Annotated in this window: 17 protein-coding genes; 6 read left to right on the top strand and 11 right to left on the bottom strand. The window is 72.2% G+C overall.

From position 1 onward, the window contains the following. Window positions 1–15: 15 nt before the first annotated feature. On the bottom strand, window positions 16–1,668 hold the full coding sequence (locus ACFY0T_RS04345) for a trypsin-like peptidase domain-containing protein (RefSeq protein WP_388864481.1): 1,653 nt from the start codon (window positions 1,666–1,668) through the stop codon (window positions 16–18). After that, window positions 1,665–2,042, bottom strand: a complete 378-nt coding sequence (locus ACFY0T_RS04340; RefSeq protein WP_388864480.1) for a CU044_2847 family protein — start codon at window positions 2,040–2,042, stop codon at window positions 1,665–1,667. The genes ACFY0T_RS04345 and ACFY0T_RS04340 overlap by 4 nt, the downstream gene beginning before the upstream one ends. A 214-nt stretch (window positions 2,043–2,256) precedes the next feature. Here ACFY0T_RS04340 and ACFY0T_RS04335 point away from each other — a divergent pair, with 214 nt between their 5' ends. Continuing rightward, window positions 2,257–5,874, top strand: coding sequence for a S8 family serine peptidase (locus ACFY0T_RS04335; RefSeq protein WP_388864479.1), 3,618 nt, complete (start codon window positions 2,257–2,259; stop codon window positions 5,872–5,874). Window positions 5,875–6,017: 143 nt separating this feature from the next. On the opposite strand, the gene ACFY0T_RS04330 is transcribed toward ACFY0T_RS04335, so the two are convergent. The 3 genes from ACFY0T_RS04330 to ACFY0T_RS04320 all read right to left on the bottom strand — a co-directional run bounded on the left by ACFY0T_RS04330 (window position 6,018) and on the right by ACFY0T_RS04320 (window position 9,710). Next, window positions 6,018–7,358: a carboxyl transferase domain-containing protein gene (locus ACFY0T_RS04330; RefSeq protein WP_388864478.1), complete on the bottom strand. Its 1,341-nt coding sequence runs from the start codon at window positions 7,356–7,358 to the stop codon at window positions 6,018–6,020. Next, window positions 7,351–8,835, bottom strand: a complete 1,485-nt coding sequence (locus tag ACFY0T_RS04325) for an acyl-CoA synthetase (protein ID WP_388864477.1) — start codon at window positions 8,833–8,835, stop codon at window positions 7,351–7,353. The genes ACFY0T_RS04330 and ACFY0T_RS04325 overlap by 8 nt, the downstream gene beginning before the upstream one ends. A gap of 125 nt (window positions 8,836–8,960) precedes the next feature. Beyond that, window positions 8,961–9,710 (bottom strand): metallophosphoesterase, encoded by a 750-nt coding sequence (locus tag ACFY0T_RS04320; RefSeq protein ID WP_388864476.1) that lies wholly within the window; start codon window positions 9,708–9,710, stop codon window positions 8,961–8,963. Between the two features lie 78 nt (window positions 9,711–9,788). Between ACFY0T_RS04320 and ACFY0T_RS04315 the strand changes: the two genes are divergently transcribed. Then, entirely contained in the window at window positions 9,789–11,192 is a 1,404-nt protein-coding gene (locus ACFY0T_RS04315; protein WP_388864475.1) for a PLP-dependent aminotransferase family protein, read from the top strand. Here ACFY0T_RS04315 and ACFY0T_RS04310 read toward each other — a convergent pair. Then, window positions 11,185–11,406, bottom strand: coding sequence for an ATP-binding protein (locus ACFY0T_RS04310; RefSeq protein ID WP_388864474.1), 222 nt, complete (start codon window positions 11,404–11,406; stop codon window positions 11,185–11,187). The two genes, ACFY0T_RS04315 and ACFY0T_RS04310, sit on opposite strands and share 8 nt — an antisense overlap. Window positions 11,407–11,559: 153 nt before the next feature. Here ACFY0T_RS04310 and ACFY0T_RS04305 point away from each other — a divergent pair, with 153 nt between their 5' ends. The 3 genes from ACFY0T_RS04305 to ACFY0T_RS04295 are packed head-to-tail and all read left to right on the top strand — an operon-like array spanning window position 11,560 to window position 14,017. Further along, a complete protein-coding gene (locus ACFY0T_RS04305; RefSeq protein WP_388864473.1) occupies window positions 11,560–12,168 on the top strand; it encodes a transcriptional regulator in 609 nt (202 codons plus the stop codon). Then, window positions 12,165–12,773, top strand: coding sequence for a toxin-antitoxin system, toxin component family protein (locus ACFY0T_RS04300; protein ID WP_388864472.1), 609 nt, complete (start codon window positions 12,165–12,167; stop codon window positions 12,771–12,773). Before ACFY0T_RS04305 ends, ACFY0T_RS04300 begins: the two co-directional genes overlap by 4 nt. A gap of 14 nt (window positions 12,774–12,787) precedes the next feature. After that, window positions 12,788–14,017 (top strand): MAB_1171c family putative transporter, encoded by a 1,230-nt coding sequence (locus ACFY0T_RS04295; RefSeq protein WP_388864471.1) that lies wholly within the window; start codon window positions 12,788–12,790, stop codon window positions 14,015–14,017. 12 nt (window positions 14,018–14,029) lie between these two features. Here ACFY0T_RS04295 and ACFY0T_RS04290 read toward each other — a convergent pair whose 3' ends face one another. Further along, complete coding sequence (locus ACFY0T_RS04290; RefSeq protein ID WP_388864470.1) at window positions 14,030–15,097, bottom strand: MerR family transcriptional regulator; 1,068 nt, start codon at window positions 15,095–15,097, stop codon at window positions 14,030–14,032. A gap of 134 nt (window positions 15,098–15,231) precedes the next feature. Here ACFY0T_RS04290 and ACFY0T_RS04285 point away from each other — a divergent pair, with 134 nt between their 5' ends. Next, complete coding sequence (locus ACFY0T_RS04285) at window positions 15,232–16,137, top strand: RimK family alpha-L-glutamate ligase (protein ID WP_388864469.1); 906 nt, start codon at window positions 15,232–15,234, stop codon at window positions 16,135–16,137. On the opposite strand, the gene ACFY0T_RS04280 is transcribed toward ACFY0T_RS04285, so the two are convergent. The 4 genes from ACFY0T_RS04280 to ACFY0T_RS04265 are packed head-to-tail and all read right to left on the bottom strand — an operon-like array spanning window position 16,118 to window position 18,648. Further along, a complete protein-coding gene (locus tag ACFY0T_RS04280) occupies window positions 16,118–16,723 on the bottom strand; it encodes a hypothetical protein (protein WP_388864468.1) in 606 nt (201 codons plus the stop codon). The two genes, ACFY0T_RS04285 and ACFY0T_RS04280, sit on opposite strands and share 20 nt — an antisense overlap. Next, window positions 16,692–17,522: an FkbM family methyltransferase gene (locus ACFY0T_RS04275; RefSeq protein WP_388864467.1), complete on the bottom strand. Its 831-nt coding sequence runs from the start codon at window positions 17,520–17,522 to the stop codon at window positions 16,692–16,694. The genes ACFY0T_RS04280 and ACFY0T_RS04275 overlap by 32 nt, the downstream gene beginning before the upstream one ends. Next, entirely contained in the window at window positions 17,519–17,746 is a 228-nt protein-coding gene (locus ACFY0T_RS04270) for a Trm112 family protein (protein WP_388864466.1), read from the bottom strand. Before ACFY0T_RS04270 ends, ACFY0T_RS04275 begins: the two co-directional genes overlap by 4 nt. Beyond that, complete coding sequence (locus tag ACFY0T_RS04265; protein WP_388864747.1) at window positions 17,743–18,648, bottom strand: hypothetical protein; 906 nt, start codon at window positions 18,646–18,648, stop codon at window positions 17,743–17,745. Before ACFY0T_RS04265 ends, ACFY0T_RS04270 begins: the two co-directional genes overlap by 4 nt. Between the last annotated feature and the right edge of the window lie 11 nt (window positions 18,649–18,659).

The raw sequence follows: 18,659 nt of genomic DNA, 5'->3' as shown, positions 1-18,659 counted from the left end.
CAGCTTCGGGTGGCTTCAGGCGACGGGCGAGCGCAGGGGGGCGACGGGTTCGGGGAAGCGGCGGGGGTCGTCCCACAGGAGCTGGACGTCTTTGGCCCAGTGCCGGTCCGGGGCGTCGGACGCCTCCACTGTCTCGCGCAACGCCATGATGTGACGCGGGAGTTCGACGGGCGCCAGGTCGGCGACATACGCGGCGAGTTCGTCCAGGAAGACGCAGCTCCCGTCGTGCTCGGGGCCGCCCGCGCAGCCCGTGCGCGTCCACAGCAGCACCGGGACCGGGGCGTTGAGGGTCACGTCGAAGAGCGAGCCGGTGCGCGCGGGCGGCAGGGAGAAGGCGGCCAGATGCGCGTCTTCGTGCCGCAGCCGGTAGCGGAGCTTGGTTGGCTTCTCGTCGGTGCCGCACTCGATCCGGTGCAGGGAGACGCTGAGCTTCCGTTCCAATTCCTCCCATTTGCGGGTGAGTTGGTGTCGTACGCCACCCCGGCGGCGGGCCCGGTCCGTCACGACGAGCGGGTACGCACAGCCCAGCGGCGTATCGTCCTCCGCGCCGCGCGCCCAGTACGCCACCGGCCAGTTCAGCCACTCGCGGGGCAGCACGAAGGCAATCAACTCGTCGTCGCCCGGCGCGAGCTGGGTGAACGCCTCGTCGATGTGCTCCTGGACGTACGCCCGCACGCCCGACTGTGGCAGCCGGCGCGCGCCCACCAGGCGGCGCAGTCCGTCGCGGTACGCGGACACCTCGACGTTGATCTGGTCGCCGCCCGCGCCGCTGTGGTCGATCTCGACGAGGATCGGGGACCAGGAGGGGGTACGGGGGCGGCCGGGGGACGCGTCGAGGAGCTCCGCCAGCCGGTCGGCGAACCGGGTCACGGCTCCCGGGTCCGGCACGTCGCACAGCACGTACCAGGCGGCCGCCCACAGCGAGTCGAAGCCCTTGTCCGGCAGTTGCGGGCCGAAAGGACCCACGGCATCGACGTACAGCCGGTTCGGGTCGCAGACGAGCCGGGTGCCCTCCACCCGTTGCACCAGCAGGCGCAGGCGTTCCTTCGCGGCCGGACGGTGGTCCGGTGTGGGGATCAGTTCGCCCAGTCCGGGCCAGTAGCGGGCCATGACATGGTTGGGCAGCATGCGGCCGTTGCGCACGTCCCGGGCGCCCGAGGCCGCAGAGACCATGCCGACCACCCTGCCGTCCGCGAGGGTCACCGCCGCGCCGCTGAACCCGGCCGCCAGCGGTTGGCCGTGGGCGCTCCACGCCTCCAGCTGAATCCACTCGTCCGCGATCAACTGATCCGAGGCGGCTCGGTATTCGGCGAGCGTGCCCTCGTCGTAGCCCCTCGGGAAGCCGTACGCGATGAGCTTGGGGTGCGGGTCCGCGTACGCGTCGCCGGGCGGGGCGAAGACGGCCGGGGCGAGCGGCACCTCGCGGTCCAGTTCGAGGACGGCGAGGTCGCCGGGGTCGGTGGCGCCTCCGGCCCAGTCGCCACCGGCGATGACGGTGGCGGTCAGCTCGCCGAGCCCGCGGTCCTGCGGGAAGGAGACCGTCACCGCCGCCGCGCCGCTTCGGCGGACCACGTGCGCGCAGGTCAGGACCCGGCGGTCGGAGACGAGGAACCCTGCGCCGACCTCGCCGCCGCAGACGATCCGAGCATGCCAGGACGTGCTGCTCATGACCGCGGGGCGGTCGCAGGGCCGGTCTGGGGGGAGCCGTCGGACGGCCCGGACCGCGGCTCGGGCGCCCAGGAGAGCTTGACCACCAGATGGCCCTCGACCGCGCTCTTGGCGATCAACGCGCCTGCCTCCGCGGTGAGTTTGACCCCGAACTCGATCTCCACGGAGTCGGGGCGCAGGTTTCCGTCGCGGAACACCCGCAGCGCGGACTCCGCGGCGGCCCGTACGCCCTCCAGGGAGCCCTCGAAGGTGCGGGTCGCCCGGACCGCGCCGTCGTCGCCACGTGCGACGAGGCGGGAGCCGGACTCGTCCTCGATGCCCTCGACGACGATCACGGCGCCGTCGTCGGTCTTGAACTCCACCAGGCCGTCCATCAGGCCGCGAACCCCCGTTGTGTGTGACGTCCATTCATCTTCATTGTTACGGACGGTACTTGGGGCTGTCCCGGTTTCTGCGGCTCGTACCCGCCTGTCCTGGCGGGAAGCCGCCAGGGCGCGTTCCCGCCAGGTCCCGTCAACTCCCGCGCAGCACAAGCCCCCCGACACTCTTCGCAGCACCAGAGCCGGCGCCGACGAAGAGAGGGCACGAATGACCAGAGGACCAGCGAGACACGCGGCCGCGCTGTTGTCGGCCGGGCTCGTGCTCGCCCTGCTGCCAACGGGGCAGGCGGGCGCGCAAGGGGCCGGTTCGGCGTCGACCCGGGCCGCCTCCGCCGCCCGCACCGTCACCCTCGTCACCGGCGACAAGGTGACCGTCACCGACCTCGGCGGAGGCAAGAAGACGGTCGGCGTCGAGCGGCCCGAGGGGGCCACCGGCGCCGTGCGCACACAGGTCGCGAACGGCGCCGTCACCGTCGTACCGGACGAGGCGCTGCCGTATCTGCGGGCGGGCACCCTGGACCGGCGGCTGTTCGACGTGAGTGAGCTGATACGGCAGGGGCTCACCGACCAGAAGACGGACGAGCTGCCGCTGATCGTGACGTACGACCCGAAGGCGCGCACGGCCACTCCGCGCGGAGCCGAGAAGACACGCGCGCTGCCGAGCATTCGCGGTGCCGCCGTCGACGCGGACAAGGGGCGGACGTTCTGGCGGGCCATGACCCGGCAGGAGGGCATCGGCAAGGTCTGGCTCGACGGGCGCGTCAAGGCCGACATGGCCGAGTCCAACGCGCAGATCGGCACGCCGAAGGCCTGGGAGGCCGGGCTCACCGGGAAGGGCGTCACGGTCGCCGTCCTCGACACCGGCGTCGACACCGGCCACCCCGATCTGACCGACCGGGTCGCGCAGACCAAGAGCTTCATCGACGGACAGGAGGTCGCCGACCGCAACGGGCACGGCACCCACGTCACGTCGACCGTCGTCGGCAGCGGCGCCGCCTCCGACGGCAAGGAGCGGGGTGTGGCGCCCGGCGCCACGCTCGCCGTCGGCAAGGTGCTCAGCGACCAGGGCTCGGGCAGCGAGTCGCAGATCATCGCCGGGATGGAGTGGGCCGCGCGCGAGGTGCACGCCAAGGTGATCTCCATGAGTCTCGGCTCGACCGAGGCCGGCGACGGCACCGATCCCATGGCCGAGGCGGTCAACACCCTGTCCAAGGAGACCGGCGCCCTCTTCGTCATAGCCGCCGGAAACACCGGTGCCCCCTCCTCCATCGGCTCGCCCGGCGCCGCCGACTCCGCGCTGACCGTCGGCGCGGTGGACGCGGAGGACCAGGCCGCCTACTTCACCAGCGCCGGGCCCCGCTACGGCGACAACGCCCTCAAGCCCGACCTCGCGGCCCCGGGGGTCGACATCCTCGCCGCCCGATCCGGGCTCGTCGGCGGCAGCGGCTACTACACCTCCATGAGCGGTACGTCGATGGCGACACCGCACGTCGCGGGCGTGGCCGCGCTGCTCGCCGAGAAGCACCCCGACTGGACCGGCGCCCGGCTCAAGGACGCGCTGATGTCGACGTCGAAGCAACTCGACGCGTCCGCCTATGTGCTGGGCTCCGGACGGGTGAGCGTGCCGGATGCCATCGACTCCGCGGTGACCGCTACGGGCAGCGCCGACCTCGGCTTCTACAGCTGGCCGTACGAGGACAACAAGCCCGTCACGAAGACCCTGACCTACTCCAACTCCACTGATTCCGCCGTCGAGGTGAGCCTCGTTGTGCAGGGCGCCGCCGACGGTGTCGCGACCCTCGCCGACTCCACGCTCACCGTGCCCGCGCACGGCACCGCCTCCACGACGGTGACGGGCGACGGCTCGAAGGCGCCCGTGGGCAACACGTCCGGGCAGATCGTCGCATCGGTGGCCGGTACGCCCGTCGCGCACACCGCGTTCGGGCTGGTCAAGGAGGAGGAGCGGTACACGCTCACCGTCCACGTCAAGGACCGGGAGGGCGCCGCCACCGCCGCCAACCTCGTCGTCCAGGAGCTCGCCGAGGGCGTCGACCCGTACCCCGCGCCGGTCGGCGACTCCGGCACCCTGAAGCTCCGCCTGAAGCCGGGGACGTACAGCCTCACCTCCTTCCTCGACGTGCACGGCAGCCATGGCGCGGACTCGCTCGGGCTCGGCTTCCTCGCGGCGCCCGAGATCACGCTTGACCACGATCGTGAAGTCACCCTGGACGGGCGGCAGTTGAAGGAGGTCAGGGCGAAGGTCGACCGGCGCACCGAGACCCGGCAGCTGCTGATGGAGTACGACCGGAACGCGGGCGGCTCCGACCTGTTCGGCGCCGTGCAGGTGCCCGTCGAGTACGACAGTGTCTTCGCCGCCCCGACCGCGAAGGTCACGAAGGGCAGTTTCGAGTACCGGACGGTGTGGCGGCTCGGGAAGCCGCTGCTGGAGGTCGAGGGCATCGGCGAGGCGGTCGTCCAGCCGGGCGGCACGCTGATCGAGGGGCGCAGCAAGCTGCCGCTGGTCGTTGTCCGGGACGGTGTCTTCGCCGGTGAGGACGTGCGCGGCAAGGCCGTTCTGGCCCGGCTGGCCGACGGCGTCGAACCCGCAGCGCTCGCCCAGGCCGCCCAGGACGCGGGCGCCAAGGCCCTGTTCGTCACCGACGACACGGCCGGGCGGCTCAACGCCTGGTTCGGCACGGACGACAACGCGGACCGGCCGCTGCAGATCGCCACGGTGAACGCGGCGGACGCGGCACGGCTGCGGGCGATCAGAAGCGTCGACATGACCGGGACGCGCAACACCCCGTATGTGTACGACCTTTCGGAGGGCCACGCGGGAGCCATTCCGCGCGGTGACCTCACGTACGAGCCCGGCAAGGGCGAACTCGCCGTGCTGGACACCAAGTTCCACGCGGTGAAGCCCGTGTCGGGCGGCGAGTTCCGCTACTCGATCACCGACGCCTTCCCCATCGGCATCGGCTTCCAGGAGCGGATCGACTACCCGGCCGAGCGGACCGACTACGTCTCCACGGGCGCCGGGCAGTTGTGGCACGAGTCCGTCGCCGTCGGGCCGGGCACGCTGGAGGAACGCAGCGGACTGATCACCTACCGGGGCGGCAAGCACGCGACCCTCGACTGGTTCAAGCCCGTCTGGCACCCGTGGCTCGGCACCGGACTCGGCTGGGGTCAGCAGCGCGCCGGCAACCAGATCCAGTTCAACACGCCCGGCTGGGGCGACTCCGGGCCCGACCACACCGGCTTCGGCGATGTGTGGAGCGACGACACCGGGATGACCCAGTTCACGGAGGTGTACCAGGACGGTGCGCTGGTCGACCGGCGGATGAGCTCGGGTGCGTACGTCTGGGACGCGCCCGCCGACGAGCACACGTACAAGGTGGTCACGGACACGACCTTGGACGCGGACCGCTGGAAGCTGTCCACGAAGGGCCACTCCGAGTGGACCGTCAGATCGGCGGCCACCCCCGAGGACCACTTCACCTTCCTGCCGCTCCTCAACCTCGGCTACGACGTCGACACCGACCTCGCGGGCGATGTGCGCGGCGGCAGCCGGATGCCGGTGGGGATCCACGCCGAGTACGTGAAGGGCGCGCCGGACACCGGGACCATCGGCGACGGCAAGCTGGAGGTGTCGTACGACGACGGGAAGAGCTGGAAGCCGGTCCCGCTCTCGGGCGGAGCGGCGTCCTGGCAGGGGATGCTGAGCGTGCCGCGCGGCGCCGAGTTCATCTCGCTGCGGGCCTCGGCCAAGGACGACCAGGGCGGGTCGGTGAGCCAGGAGATCATCCGCGCGGTGGGCGTGCGGTAACCGGCCCCTGTGTGCGGGCGGCGCCGGCTTTCCTTGGGAGGGGGAGCCGGCGCCGCCGTTCTGTTCACTTGGCGGGGGCTGTCAGCTCCGTTCACTTGCTGGGGCTGTCCGCTTCGTTCACCTGCTGGGGCTGTCCGCTTCGTTCACCTGCCGGGGTTTTCCGCGATGCCCCGGATCACCCCCAGGCGCAGCAAGTCCTGGGGACGGATGCGGAGTTGGTCGGCCGTCGCTTCGACATCCCCCGGGGTCCGCTTCAGGATCGCGGCCGCGAGCTCCGGCGCGATGACCGAGAAGTAACTGTCCGGCGTGGCCCAGGTGTTGCCGGGTGCGGCCAGCGCGAGTGCGCCGCCCGAGCCGCCCTCGCCGATCACCAGCGTGGTGACCGGCGTGCGGGCGGTGGCCACCGCGGCGAACAGGTCCGCGATCGCGGCACCCGCGCCCTGCCGCTCCGCGTCCGCGTCGTTCGCGGCACCCGGGGTGTCCACCAACGTCAGTACGGGGATGCCGAGTCGGCCCGCGAGACGGATCAGCCGGGCGGCGGTGCGGTATCCGGCGGGACGGGTCGCGGTCCCGCACTGGGCGGCGTAGGCGATGGTCCGCCCGTCGTGCGCGCGGCCGAAGCCGCACAGCATGCCGTCGTCGGTGCCGCAGCAGCGGTCACCGCTGATGGCCGCCCGGCGGGTGAAGTACGCGTCCAAGTAGGCCTGGGCGCGGGGGCGTTCGGGGGATCGGGCGCGCTGGACGGCGTCCCAGCCGGTGGCCGGGAGATCGGGTGAGCCCAGGGCGGCCGGGACAGGCGCGGCCTCGCCCGAAGGCCTGGTGAGCAGGTCCAGCCACAGCGCCAGCGCGTCCCGCAGCTCCTCCGGCCGTACGACGGCGTCCACCGCGCCCGCCGCCAGCTGGGCCTCGGCCGTGTACGCGGCCGGGTCCGCGTCGGGCGGGCGGACCCGGGATCCCGCGAAGCCCACCTGGGCGCCGGGCAGCGCCAGCGTCACGTCGGCGCCCGCGCCCAGCGTGGCCCAGCCGCCGCCCGTCGTCGGGTCCCGTATCACGGCGATCTGTGCGAGCCCGGCCTCGCGCGTGAGCGCCGACTGCCGGGCCACACGCTGGAGTTGGGTGAGCGCGAGCATGCCCTCCTGCATCCGGCTGCCGCCCGTGGCGACGAGCGAGACGACGGGGAGGCGGTGCTCGCGGGCGTGGGTGTACGCCGCCTCGAGGCGGTCGCCGGTGCCCTCGCCGAGCGAGCCGCCGAGGAAGCCGAACTCGAAGGCGATCAGTACGGCGGGGGTGTCGCCGACGGTCGCGGTGGCGCAGACGACGGACTCCTCCTCGCCGGTGCGGGCGGCGGCACGGGCGCGCGAGGCGTCGTAACCCTGCCAGTCCAGTGGACCGTTCGGCTTGAACTCGCCCTTGGGGGAGGGGAGTTCGGTGAAGCCGTCCGTGATCAGTGCGAGGGCGGCGCGGGCCGAGATGCGCTCAGTCACGTGTCAGCGCCCGCTTCAGGATCTTGCCCATGTCGTTGCGCGGCAGGGACCGCAGGAAGTGCACGACGCGCGGTCGTTTGTGCGGGGAGAGGCGGCGGGCCACGTGGTCGGAGAGTTCCGGGCCGAGGGCGGCGGTGTCGAGGTCGCCCTGCGGCACCACCCAGGCCACGATCCGCTCGCCGAGGTCGTCGTCGGGCTCACCGGTGACGGCGGCCTCGCGCACCGCCGGATGCTCGAGCAGCGCGTTCTCGATCTCCCCGGCGCCGATCTTGTAGCCGCCGCTCTTGATCAGGTCGGTGGCCTTGCGGCCGACGATGCGGACGGAGCCGTCGGGGTCGATGACCGCCATGTCGCCGGTGCGGAACCAGCCGTCCTCGGTGAACGCGGCGGCGGTGGCGTCGGGCCGGTTCAGATACTCGGAGAAGAGGTTCGGTCCGCGGACCTGGATCTCGCCGACGCTCTCCCCGTCGTACGCGCCGGTGGGGGCGCCGTCGGTGTCGTACCCGGCGATCGTCGTCCCGTCCTCCTCGACGAGCCGCAGATCGACGCCGGGCAGCGGCACCCCGACGGTGCCGGGCCGCGACGCACCGTCCGCCCGGACACTCGTGTTCATCAGCGTCTCCGTCATGCCGTATCGCTCGATGACCCTGCGCCCGGTCGCGGCCGTGATCCGCTCGTGGTCGTGCACGGGCAGCGCGGCGGAACCCGACACGAGGAGCCGCGCCCGGCCGAGCGCCTTGGCCAGCTCCGCGTCCTCGCCGAGCGCCTCCGCGAGCCGGTGGTACATCGTCGGCACCCCGAACAGCATCGTCGCCCCGTCGTTCAGCTCCCGCGCCACGCCCTCGGCGCTGAACCGCCCCAGATGCCGTACGGACCCGCCGCGCCGCAGCGGTCCCAGGATGCCCAGGATCAGGCCGTGCACATGGAACAGCGGCAGCCCGTGCACGAGCACGTCGTCGCCCGTCCACTGCCAGGCCTCGGCCAGCGCGTCCAGGGTCGAGGCGATCGAGCGACGCGGGATGACGGCGCCCTTGGGCGGGCCGGTGGTGCCGGAGGTGTAGACGATCAGGGCGGGGGCCGCGGGGTCGGCCTCGGCGGGCGGCACGGCCGATCCAGGGCTGTACGCCTGGACGTCGATCCGCTCCAGCCCCTTCAGGGCGTCCGGAAGGTCGTCCCCGGGGCCGCAGAGCACCACGCTCGGCGCGCTGTCGGACAGGATGTGCCCCAGCTCGCCCTCCCCCGACTTCGGGTTGAGCGGCACGGCCGGCACCCCGGCGAGCAGCGCGGCCACCACACTGACGGCCGTCTCCAGGGTCGGCGTCGCCCACACGGCGACCCTCCCGGCACCGCCGAGCCGCCCGGCCAGCCCACCCGCCGAGGCGGCGAGCTCCGCGTACGTCAGGGACCGATCACCGAACCGCAGCGCGGACCGCTCCGCGACCGAACCGCCCACCAGGGCCGGAAAGAGGGAGGACACGCGTACTCCTTGCCAGTAGGGAGCTCTCCATGGGGCACCGTCTCCACCGTATCCGTGAGGCCGTGCCCGGGTGCGGGCGCCGGTTCGCCCACGGTACGGAGGTGGGTCGGGGCCGACGGCACGATCTACCCGATGACGCTCCGGTAGTGGGTCGTCAGTCTCCCGTCCGCGTCCAGCACATGGAACGCGAGCGCGGGCGGGAGATCGAGGTGGACGTGGTCCTCCGCGTGCGCCCGGTGTTCCCACGGGAGGCGGAGGGTGGAGACGACGCCGGGGGCCACCAGAAGCGGGAGCCCCGCGAAGGTGGTGGCCGCGGGCGTGTGGGCATGTCCCGCCAGGAACGCGACGAGGCGGGGGTGACGGCCGGCCAGCCCGGCGAGCCGATGCTCGTCGAACATCCGGATGCCGTCGACGTACGGGGTGTTGAGGGTCGCCGGGGGATGGTGGAAGGCGACCAGGACCGGGGTCGTGGCCTGCGTCAGGACCTCGTCCAGCCAGGCCAGTGTCTCGTCGTCCAGCTGGCCGTGGTCCTTGCCCGGTACCGACGAGTCGCACAGGGCGAGGGTGAAGCCGGGCGCGTGGTGGACCTGATTCAGCGGTCCGGGCGTGGCCGGGCCGCCGAGCAAGTGCTCGCGGAACGCGGCGCGTTCGTCGTGGTTGCCGGGGCAGACCAGGACGGGGTGCCGGGACGTGAGGAGTCGGCGGGCCTCTTCGTACTCGGACGGCAGGCCGTGGTCCGCGATGTCGCCCGTGACGAGGACGGCGTCCAGATCGTGCGGGAGGTCTTCGAGGTACGCCATGACAGCCTCGGCACGCTCGATGCTGCGCTGCCCGCTGTCGATGTGGAGGTCGCTGACGTGGGCGATCACGATCACCGCGGGAGTCCTTTCGGGATTCGGTAGGTCATGCCATAAACGTAGAGGCGATCCGGACCACGAATAAGATCCAGTCTCATGCCCGAAAACTGGTCCAGTTCGCGACTCGACCTGCACCTCGACCTCGCGGCGGAGGGCGGTCGCCGTGCCCGTCTCGAGGCGGCGCTGCGCGAGGCGATACGCGCCGGACGGCTGACGGCGGGCACGCCGTTGCCCTCGACACGGGGGCTCGCGCAGGAGCTGGGCCTATCACGCGGAACCGTCAGCGCCGCGTACGACCAACTCGCCGAGCAGGGGTACGTGATCACCCGGCCGGGGGCCGCGACCCGGGTCGCCGACGTGGCGCGCGCGCCACGGCCCGAACCCCCGCAGAGCATCCGGCCAGGCGGTCGAATACGCCACGACCTGCGCCCCGGCCGCCCGGACCTCAGCGCCTTCCCCGCGCGCGGCTGGCTCGCCGCCACGCGCCGCGTCCTGGACCGGGCCCGGCCCGAGGCGTACGGCCCCGGCGACCCCCAGGGCCGTATCGAACTGCGCGCCGCACTCGCCGACTACCTGGGCCGCACCCGAGGTGTCCTGACCACCCCCGACCGGATCGTGATCACCTCCGGCTACTACCAGACGGTCCAGCTGCTCTGCCGGGTGCTCCTGGCCGAAGGCCGCGACGTCGCCGCCCTCGAAGACCCCGGCCACGACTTCTACCGGGACACGGTCCGCCGCGCGGGCCTCACCCCGTACGCGCTGCCCGTAGACGCGCAAGGCGCGGACACCGGGGCCTTGGCCGTCGGTACCGACGCGGTCTTCCTCACTCCCTCGCACCACTACCCGACCGGCGTGCCCCTGCATCCGAGCCGCCGCCAGGCCGTCTGCGCCTGGGCCCGCGCCGCCGGCGGGCTGATCGTCGAGGACGACTACGACGGCGAGTTCCGCTACGACCGCCGCCCGGTCGGCGCCCTCCAGAGCCTCGCGCCCGAGCACGTCGCGTACTGCGGTACGACGTCCAAGACGCTCGGCCCCGCCCTCCGCCTGGCCTGGACCGTGCTGCCGCCGGACCTGGTGGCCCCGGTCGTCCGGGCCAAGGAGGAGGACGACCTGTACACCGAGACGCTGGGGCAGCTGGTCATGGCCGACTTCATCGCCACGCACGCGTACGACCGCCACATCCGCGCCGCCCGCCTGCGCTACCGCAGACGCCGCGAGCTCCTGATCGCCCACCTGTCCGCGCACCCTGCCCTCACACCCCACGGTGTCCCGGCGGGCCTGCACACCTTGGTCAGTCTGCCGCACGCAGGCCCTACCGAGGCCGACCTCCTGACCGCGTGCGCCGACCGAGGCCTGGCCTTGCGCGGGCTCACCGAACTCCACCACGACCCCGCCGACAGCCCCGGGGGTCTGCTGATCGGCTTCGCGGCTCCTTCCGAACGCGCGTACCCCGCGGCCCTCGACGCGCTGTGCGCGGTGTTGGCGGGCTCCTTCAGGTGACCGGGTGCTCGGTGTCCCGGCCTACCGCAACTTTGCAGACGGCCCAAACGGTCTTGCCCGGGCTGTGCTCGATGACGCCGAACTCATCGGCCAACTCCCGGACCAGGTAGAGCCCTCGGCCGAAGCACCCCTCGAGGTCGGGCTCGCGGACTCTCGGGGTGCCGTCGCCGCTGTCCAGTACCTCGATCTTGAGCAGATCGGTGTCCAGGGACATGCGGTGGCGCGCGTCCGCCGGCAACGATCGTTCCCGGAGCGGGAACGATCGTTCGGAAAGCGTGGCGCGGGGCGGGTCGGCCACGTAGTCTCGGCCATCAGTGCGACAACTTGATGAGTCAACTGCCAGGAGCCCCTTGGTGAGTGAGTCCCCGTGAGTGAGTCCCCGCTGCCTCTTGTCGAGACGCTCGCGCGTCTCGACGCGCTGATCGCCGCGAAGAGCCTGGATCGGGACGAAGTTCTCGACGCGCGTGCCCTGTCGGGGCGGACGGCCGTGCCCGAGGGGGAGATCCGGGCCCTGCTCGCCGGCGAGGCGCCGCGCGACGACAAGGTGGACGACCGGATCCGGGGGCGCGTGCGCGCGCTGTACGAGGCGTATCTCGCGGAGAGCGGGAAGCGGCCAGCCGATGTGTGCCGGGAGGTCGCCGCCCGGCTCGGGATCAGCGACAAGTGGGCCCGCTCCCTGCTCAACGGCGACAAGATGCCGAACGTGCCGGACCTCACCCGGCTCGCCGAGTTCTTTCAGATTCACCAGGGCACGAAGTTCTTCACCGATCCGGCCGCCGTCGCCCTGAACGGGGCGCTTCAACACACCCTTCAGGAGCTTGAAGGCAGTGGGGAAGACGGGCCGCTGCTCAAGTTCACGATCAAGCACGGAGTGGTCACGCTGGCCCTGCGGGGCAAGCGGCTGACCCCCCGCAAGCAGGAGGTGCTCGCGCTCATGCTCGAATCGCTGCTGAGCGGCGAGGAGGCGGAACGATGAAGCTGGTCGCCACCGTCCGGAAGCTCGCCGCGGGCTTGCGCCCGCACCGGGCCGAGTCCGAGATGCGCGCCCTCGCCGTCGAGCTCAGCCGCGTCCTGCGGAAGCGGGTCGACACCCCGGTCGACGTACGGGAGTTGGCGGACGCGCTGTGCGCGGAGATGAGCAGGCGCCGCGACGGGCGCCCCGTCCAGCTCCGCTTCGAGCGCTTCCCCGAAGAGATCGAGGTCACCGGTCTGTGGATGGAGTTCCACGACTTCGACCTCGTCATCATCGAGGAGCGCGCGGAGACGGTGCAGAAACTCGTCATCCTGGGTCATGAGTTGTGGCACATGACCCAGGGGCACCGCGACCATCACCTCGAAAGAAATCGCGCGGCCGCAGCCGCCACCGCCCTGTCCGACAGCCCCGACTGGCAGGAGATCGCCCTCACCGTCGCCGCCCGCAACGGATCCCATGAAGCCGACGAGGCGGAGGCCGAGGACTTCGGGCTGCACCTCGCCAGCGTCTTCCGCTCCTGGGTGACCGGCCCCGGTAACCGGGGACCCGTGGACCCGGTGGGCCGCGCCATCCAGGCGTCCCTCGGCTACCGCGGACCCCAGGACTGAAGGACTGACGGGCGATGGATCCCTCCCGCTTCTTCGACGGCCTGTACATCTCCTTCTGGATACCGGCGGCGGTGCTGACCGCCGCTCTCGCGATCAAACTGCCCAGCATCATCAAGCTCTGGAAGGATCCGCTGCTCAGGGCGGTCGGCGGCCTGCTCGTCCTCGCCTGCGGCGTCTTCGTCTTCGCGGCACCGCCGACCATCGGCTGGACCAACCGCGTCACCGGCGTTCCGAACATCTCGGCACCGCTGGTCTACAGCCTCATCACCGCGTTCGGCGGATCCTGTCTCCTGCTGATCACCGCCTGGCGCAACGGCATCTCCGACCGCTCGGAGACGACCCGCCACGCCACGCGATGGGTGGTGAGCGTCTACTCGGGCGTGATCGTCGCGCTGTGGGTGCTGTTCGCGCTCGCCGACGCCCCTGTCGAGCGGGTGCGGGACCTCGACACGTACTACGCCACCACCGCCTTCATGCGCGAAGAGATCGTGCTCTACCTGCTCGCGCACACCGTGGCCTGCCTGATCACCTACCGGCTGATCCGGAACTGGATCCGCACCGACGGACTCGACGTATGGCTGCGCACCGGTCTGAAGCTCCTGGGCGTCGGCTACGCGATGAACCTGCTCTACGACGGCTCCAAGATCACGGCCGTCTTCTCCCGCTGGACCGGCCACGACCTGGACTGGCTGAGCACCGACCTGTCGCCGCCCGTCGCCTGTGTCTCCGCCATCCTGATCGCGGCGGGGTTCATCCTGCCGAACGCCGGCCAGTACCTGCAGCGCCGTGCGCGCACCCGGCTCAGCCACTGGCGCCTGGGGCGCCTGTACCGGCTGACGCGCACCGTCACCGGCGGCCGCGTCCCCTTCAAACTGAGGGCCAGCCCCGAACTGCGCCTGACACGCCGCGAAACCTTCATCCGGGACGCGCTGCTCCACCTCGCCCGGTACATCGACGAGGACCTGGACCGACGCGCGTACGACGCGGCCGTCGCCCTGAGCCGCGACGCCGGCCGGGCGAGGCCGCTCGCCCACGCCGTGACGATCCAGGACGCCATCGAGACCAAGCGCCGCTCCCGGGGGGACGACACCACCGCCCCCCTGGGCAGCCCGGACATCGAGAACCTGCTGGCCGGCATCGAGGCCGTCTCCCAGGCCCTCCGCCACACCGACGACATCAGGACGGTCCGCGAGCGCGCGGCCGCGGCAGGGGCAGGGGCCGCGGAGAGCGTGCCCGCCCCGTAACCAACCGGACAGTCAGCCCGTGGCGGTCTCCACCACGTCCGCCACCACACAACTCACGTTGTCCGGCCCGCCGGAGTCGTTCGCCGCGCCGACGAGGGCCCGAACGGCCTCCTCCGGTACGGGACTCGAGGCCAGGATCCGCGCGATCTCCTCGTCCGGTACGACGCGGGAGAGGCCGTCCGAGCAGAGCAGGTAACGGTCGCCCGGGCGTGCGTCGTGCAGTCGCAGGTCGGGTACGGGGGCGTTCGCTCCGATCCCCAACGCCTTGAGGAGCAGGGCGCGTTGGGGGTGCGCGGTGGCCTCCTCCGGTGTGAGCCGGCCCTCGTCGATCATCGACTGGACCACGGTGTGGTCGTGGGTGATCCGGAACAGTTCGCCGTCGCGCAGCAGATACGCGCGCGAATCCCCGATGTGGACCAGCGCGAGCTGGGAGCCGGTCCACACCATCGCGGTGAGGGTGGTGCCGAAGTCCTCCCGGTCGGGGGCGATGTCCCGAACGGCCTGGGTGGCGCCTTGGATGGCGTCCTCAAGGAGATTGAGCACACTCCCCGCCGGGAGCGGCTCGTCGTCCAGGAACTTGAGGGCCTCCACCGCCGCCGTACTGGCGGGCGCCCCGCCCGGCCCGAAGCCGTCGGCCACGGCGAGGACGCGGGCGCCCGCGTACGCCGTGTCCTGATTGGCGCTGCGGACCAGGCCGGTGTCGGAGAGGGCGGAGTAACGAAGCTCCAGCATGCTGGTGTCCTTCCTGGGGGACGGCGAGAGATGGTCCACGAGGAACGCCGCCAGATCCCGGCGCGCGGCCGTCTCGGCCTCGACCTGGGCCCAGTAGGCGCGGATCTCCCGCGCGGCCGGCCCCGGCGCCATGGCGCACACCCGGCGGATGCGGGCGAGGGGCATCCCGAGCCGCCGCAGCCACGCCACCAGCCGTGCCTGCTCCAGCTGCCCGACCGCGTAGTACCGGTATCCGGTCTCCGGGTCGACCCGGGCGGGCCGCAGCAGCTCCAGCTCGTCGTAGAGCCGCAGCGCCTTCGGCGACAGCCGGCACGCCTTCGCGAAGGCCCCGATCGTCAGCATGTCCATGCGCCCACCCCCTGGGTCCGGTCGTCGTTCCTCGTGCCGCCACCGATGCTGGGGCTTCACCAAAGGTGAAGGTCAAATGGGTTGCCGCGGTTGCGCGGGTGGTGGTTAGCCTCCCCGCAGACAGTCGTACGAGGATGGAGTCCGTCGTGGCCCGCACAGCCGCCCGTGTCCGTGTCGCGCTCGTCACCTACGACCCGGGGGAGGAGCCCAGCGCGGATCGCGATCTGCCGGTGCTGGTGGAGGCCCTGGGGGAGGTCGGGGCCGAGGCTGTCGTCGTCCACTGGGACGACCCGGAGGTCGACTGGGGGGCCTTCGACCTCGCCCTGATCCGGTCGACCTGGGACTACAGCTGGCGGGTGGCGGAGTTCGTGGCGTGGGCCGAGCGGTGTGCGGGGCTCACGCGGCTCGCGAATCCGGCGCAGGTGGTGCGGTGGAACACCGACAAGCGGTACATCGGGGATCTGGCGTCGGCAGGGGTTCCGGTCGTGCCGACCCGGTATCTGGCGCCGGGGGATCCCGTCGAGCTGCCCGACGACCATGAGTTCGTCGTGAAGCCCACTGCCGGGGCGGGGGCGCGTTACGCCGCCCGGTACGCGCCCGAGGAGCGGGAGACGGCCGTACGGCAGCTCGCGCGGATGCACGCGGAGGGGCTGACCGCGATGGTGCAGCCGTATGTGAAGAACATCGACGCCCGTGGTGAGCGGGCCCTCCAGTTCTTCGGTGGGCGGCTGCTGCACGCCAGCCGGAAGGGGGCCGTGCTGGAGCCCGGGACGCCGTTCGACGGGGACAAGGTCCCGCATCCGCGGCTCGAGGTCTGGCAGCCGACCTCCGCCGAACTGGCCGTCGCCGAGCGCGCGTTGGCCGCCGTGCCGGGAGGCGCCGACGCCGTGCTCTACGCCCGCGTCGATCTCGTCGACGGCGACGACGGCGAGCCCCGGGTGATGGAACTGGAGCTGGTCGAGCCGAATCTCTTCCTCTGGCTGCACCCGGAGTCGGTGCCCGTCGTCGCGGAGGCGATCCTCAAGACGGCTGCCCTTTGACGGCCACCCGTTGCAGCAGCCCCCAGGTGAACTCCGCCGCGCACTCCCGTCGTACGCCCGACGCGTCCGGGGCCGTGAAGGCCAGACCCCAGCGCGTCGGGGCCGTGCCCTCCAGGGGGCGGGCGGGGGCGAAGGCGCGGGCGGCCTCGTCGACCGTGCAGGACCAGGGGGTGAGGTCGTCGAGGGTGCGCAGGGAAGGGCCCGGGGCGCCCGGGGCGCGTACCAGCCACTCGTTCCAGGCCACGCCGTTCGGCGCGAGCAGGACCTCGAAGCGGAGGTCGGGCCAGAGGGGGACGGGCCAGAGCAGGGCCTCGCAGGCCAGGTCGCCGATCTGGCGGGGGGTGACCGACTCCGGGGCGCCGAGGATCGAGCGGTAGCGGGAGACGGCCGCGCGGGAACGCGGGGCGTGCAGCATCGCCTGCCAGCGGCGGTTCGCCTCGCGCATGTCGGCGATGGAGACGCCCAGCTCGCGGCGGGCGTCCTCGACGAGGCCGGGGTTGTGGTCGGCCATGCGGCGCAGCAGGACCAGCTGGAAGTCGAGGGGGGTGAACGGGCTAGCGGGTCGCTTGGCGGGCATGGCGTCCATCGTCGCGTACGCGGCGCTCGCCCGGGCGGCGGCCGTCCGGCAGGAACAGAACCGAGTTGACGTAACGAGGGCCGCGGGGCGGCAGCACCCGGCGCAGCAGGCCTTGCGAGACGACGTGCGAGGTCTGGGCCTGGTGGGCCTCCAAGGGGAAGACGGACAGGGGCAGCCAGGTGGCGCCGGGCAGCACCCAGCCCTCGTACCCCTGATGGGCGAGGTGGGCGACGACCGGGGCGATCGGCTGGATACGGGACTCCAGTTCGATGAAGAGGGCCGGGCGGTCGCGGGTCAGCAGGGTCCGCGCGCCACGCAGCACCGCCAGCTCGTTCCCGTCCACGTCGATCTTGATGAAGCCGACGTCGTGGAGGTCCAGGCTGTCGAGGGTCAGGCAGGGGACCTTCATCGCGCGGGCGTGGATGTCCCTGCGGACCAGGGAGGACACGCCCCGGTCACCCTTGTCGCCCGGGGGCAGCCACAGCCGGGCCGTGCCCTGGTGGTCGGAGACGGCGGCACGGATCACGCGGACGTTCGCGGGAGTGACGGAGGAGAGCAGCCTGGCCAGGTGGGGGACCGGTTCGACGGTCACCACGCGGCGGGCCCGGGCCGACAGCCGGCGCGTCCAGGGGCCGTACCAGCCGCCGACATCCACCGCCGTGCCGCAGCCGTGCGGACAGAGGTCGGCGAGCCGGGCCAGCTCGGGTTCGAAGCGCGGGTAGACGAGCCGGGCGGCGGCGGCGACCAGACGGGTGGGGAGGAAGGGGGCGAGGCGGGCGGCCAGGGTTTTCGTCGCTGGTCCCGTCATGGGGCCATCCGCTTCAGCAACTCCTCGTGTTCGTCCTCCGAGACCTGCTCACCGGAGGACGGCAGCAGCTGCGGGATGCCGTCGACGATCGGGTAACGGCGGTGCAGACGCGGGTTGTAGAGGGCCTCCTCGGACGCCACCGACTCGTCCGGTACGAGCAGGTGGAGCGGGCCCTTGTCGAGCGGGCAGGCCAGGATCCTCAGCAGCGGGTCGTCGGGGTTCATGGGGGTGTCAACTCCTTGGCACCGATGGGGGGTTGGGGTGCTTGGTCGTGCTTGGGCATGGCGAGCAGGACGGACACCGCGAGGGCGGTGCCCGCCAGCCGCAGCGCGAGGCGCAGCGGGTCGTGCGGCAGCGCCTCGCCGAACGCGAGCGTGCCGAGCACGGCGGTGAACAGGCAGGTCACCGTCGTACAGACGGGCACGATCAGCGAGGCCCGGCAGCGCTGCAGCGCCGCCTGCGACATGACCAGGCCGAACGCGCCGGTGAAGAGGAGGAGGTACGGGTACGGGGAGCGGAGCAGTGCGACCACCGCCCCACCCAGATCACGTGTCGTCACATAGCTCGACACGCCCTTGATGGCGAGCGAGCTCACCCCGTACAGCAGGCCCACCGCCACGCCGTACTCGACGCCCGTGCTCGGCAGGCGGTGCCGGTGCTTGGCGCGGCGCTCGGCGGCTCCGTACAGCCACACGCCGAGCGAGAGCGACGGCAGACAGACCGTGAGGATCAGGGGCGCGGGGGCGCCGCGGCTGACCGTGTCGGAGCCCTCGCGCAGGGACAGGACGACCATCAGCAGGGCGGCGAGGATCGCGCCGAGCGCGTAGCGTTCGCGGCCCGTCGTCTCCTCGCCGAGCAGCCGGGAGGAGAGCAGCACCAGCAGGACGAGTCCGGAGACGAAGATGCCCTGCGCCGCGGCGATCGGAAGGGTGCGGTAGACGGCGAGCTGCGCGCCGAAGCCTGCGGCGAGGGCCAGCGAGCCGCCGATCCACAGGGGGCTGCCGAGGACCAGCCGCAGCAGCCGCGCCGGGCGGCGGATGTCCACCTCGGGCAGGGCCGCCAACGCGCGTTTCTCCAGGACGAATCCGGTGCTGTACAGGACGTTCGCCAGCAGGGCCGCGGCCACTCCCCACCACA

The sequence above is a fragment of the Streptomyces sp. NPDC001530 genome, assembly GCF_042894545.1.
GTDB lineage: Bacteria > Actinomycetota > Actinomycetes > Streptomycetales > Streptomycetaceae > Streptomyces.
The sequence above is the reverse complement of the archived record's forward strand: the minus strand, read 5'-3'. Positions and strand labels throughout refer to the sequence as shown.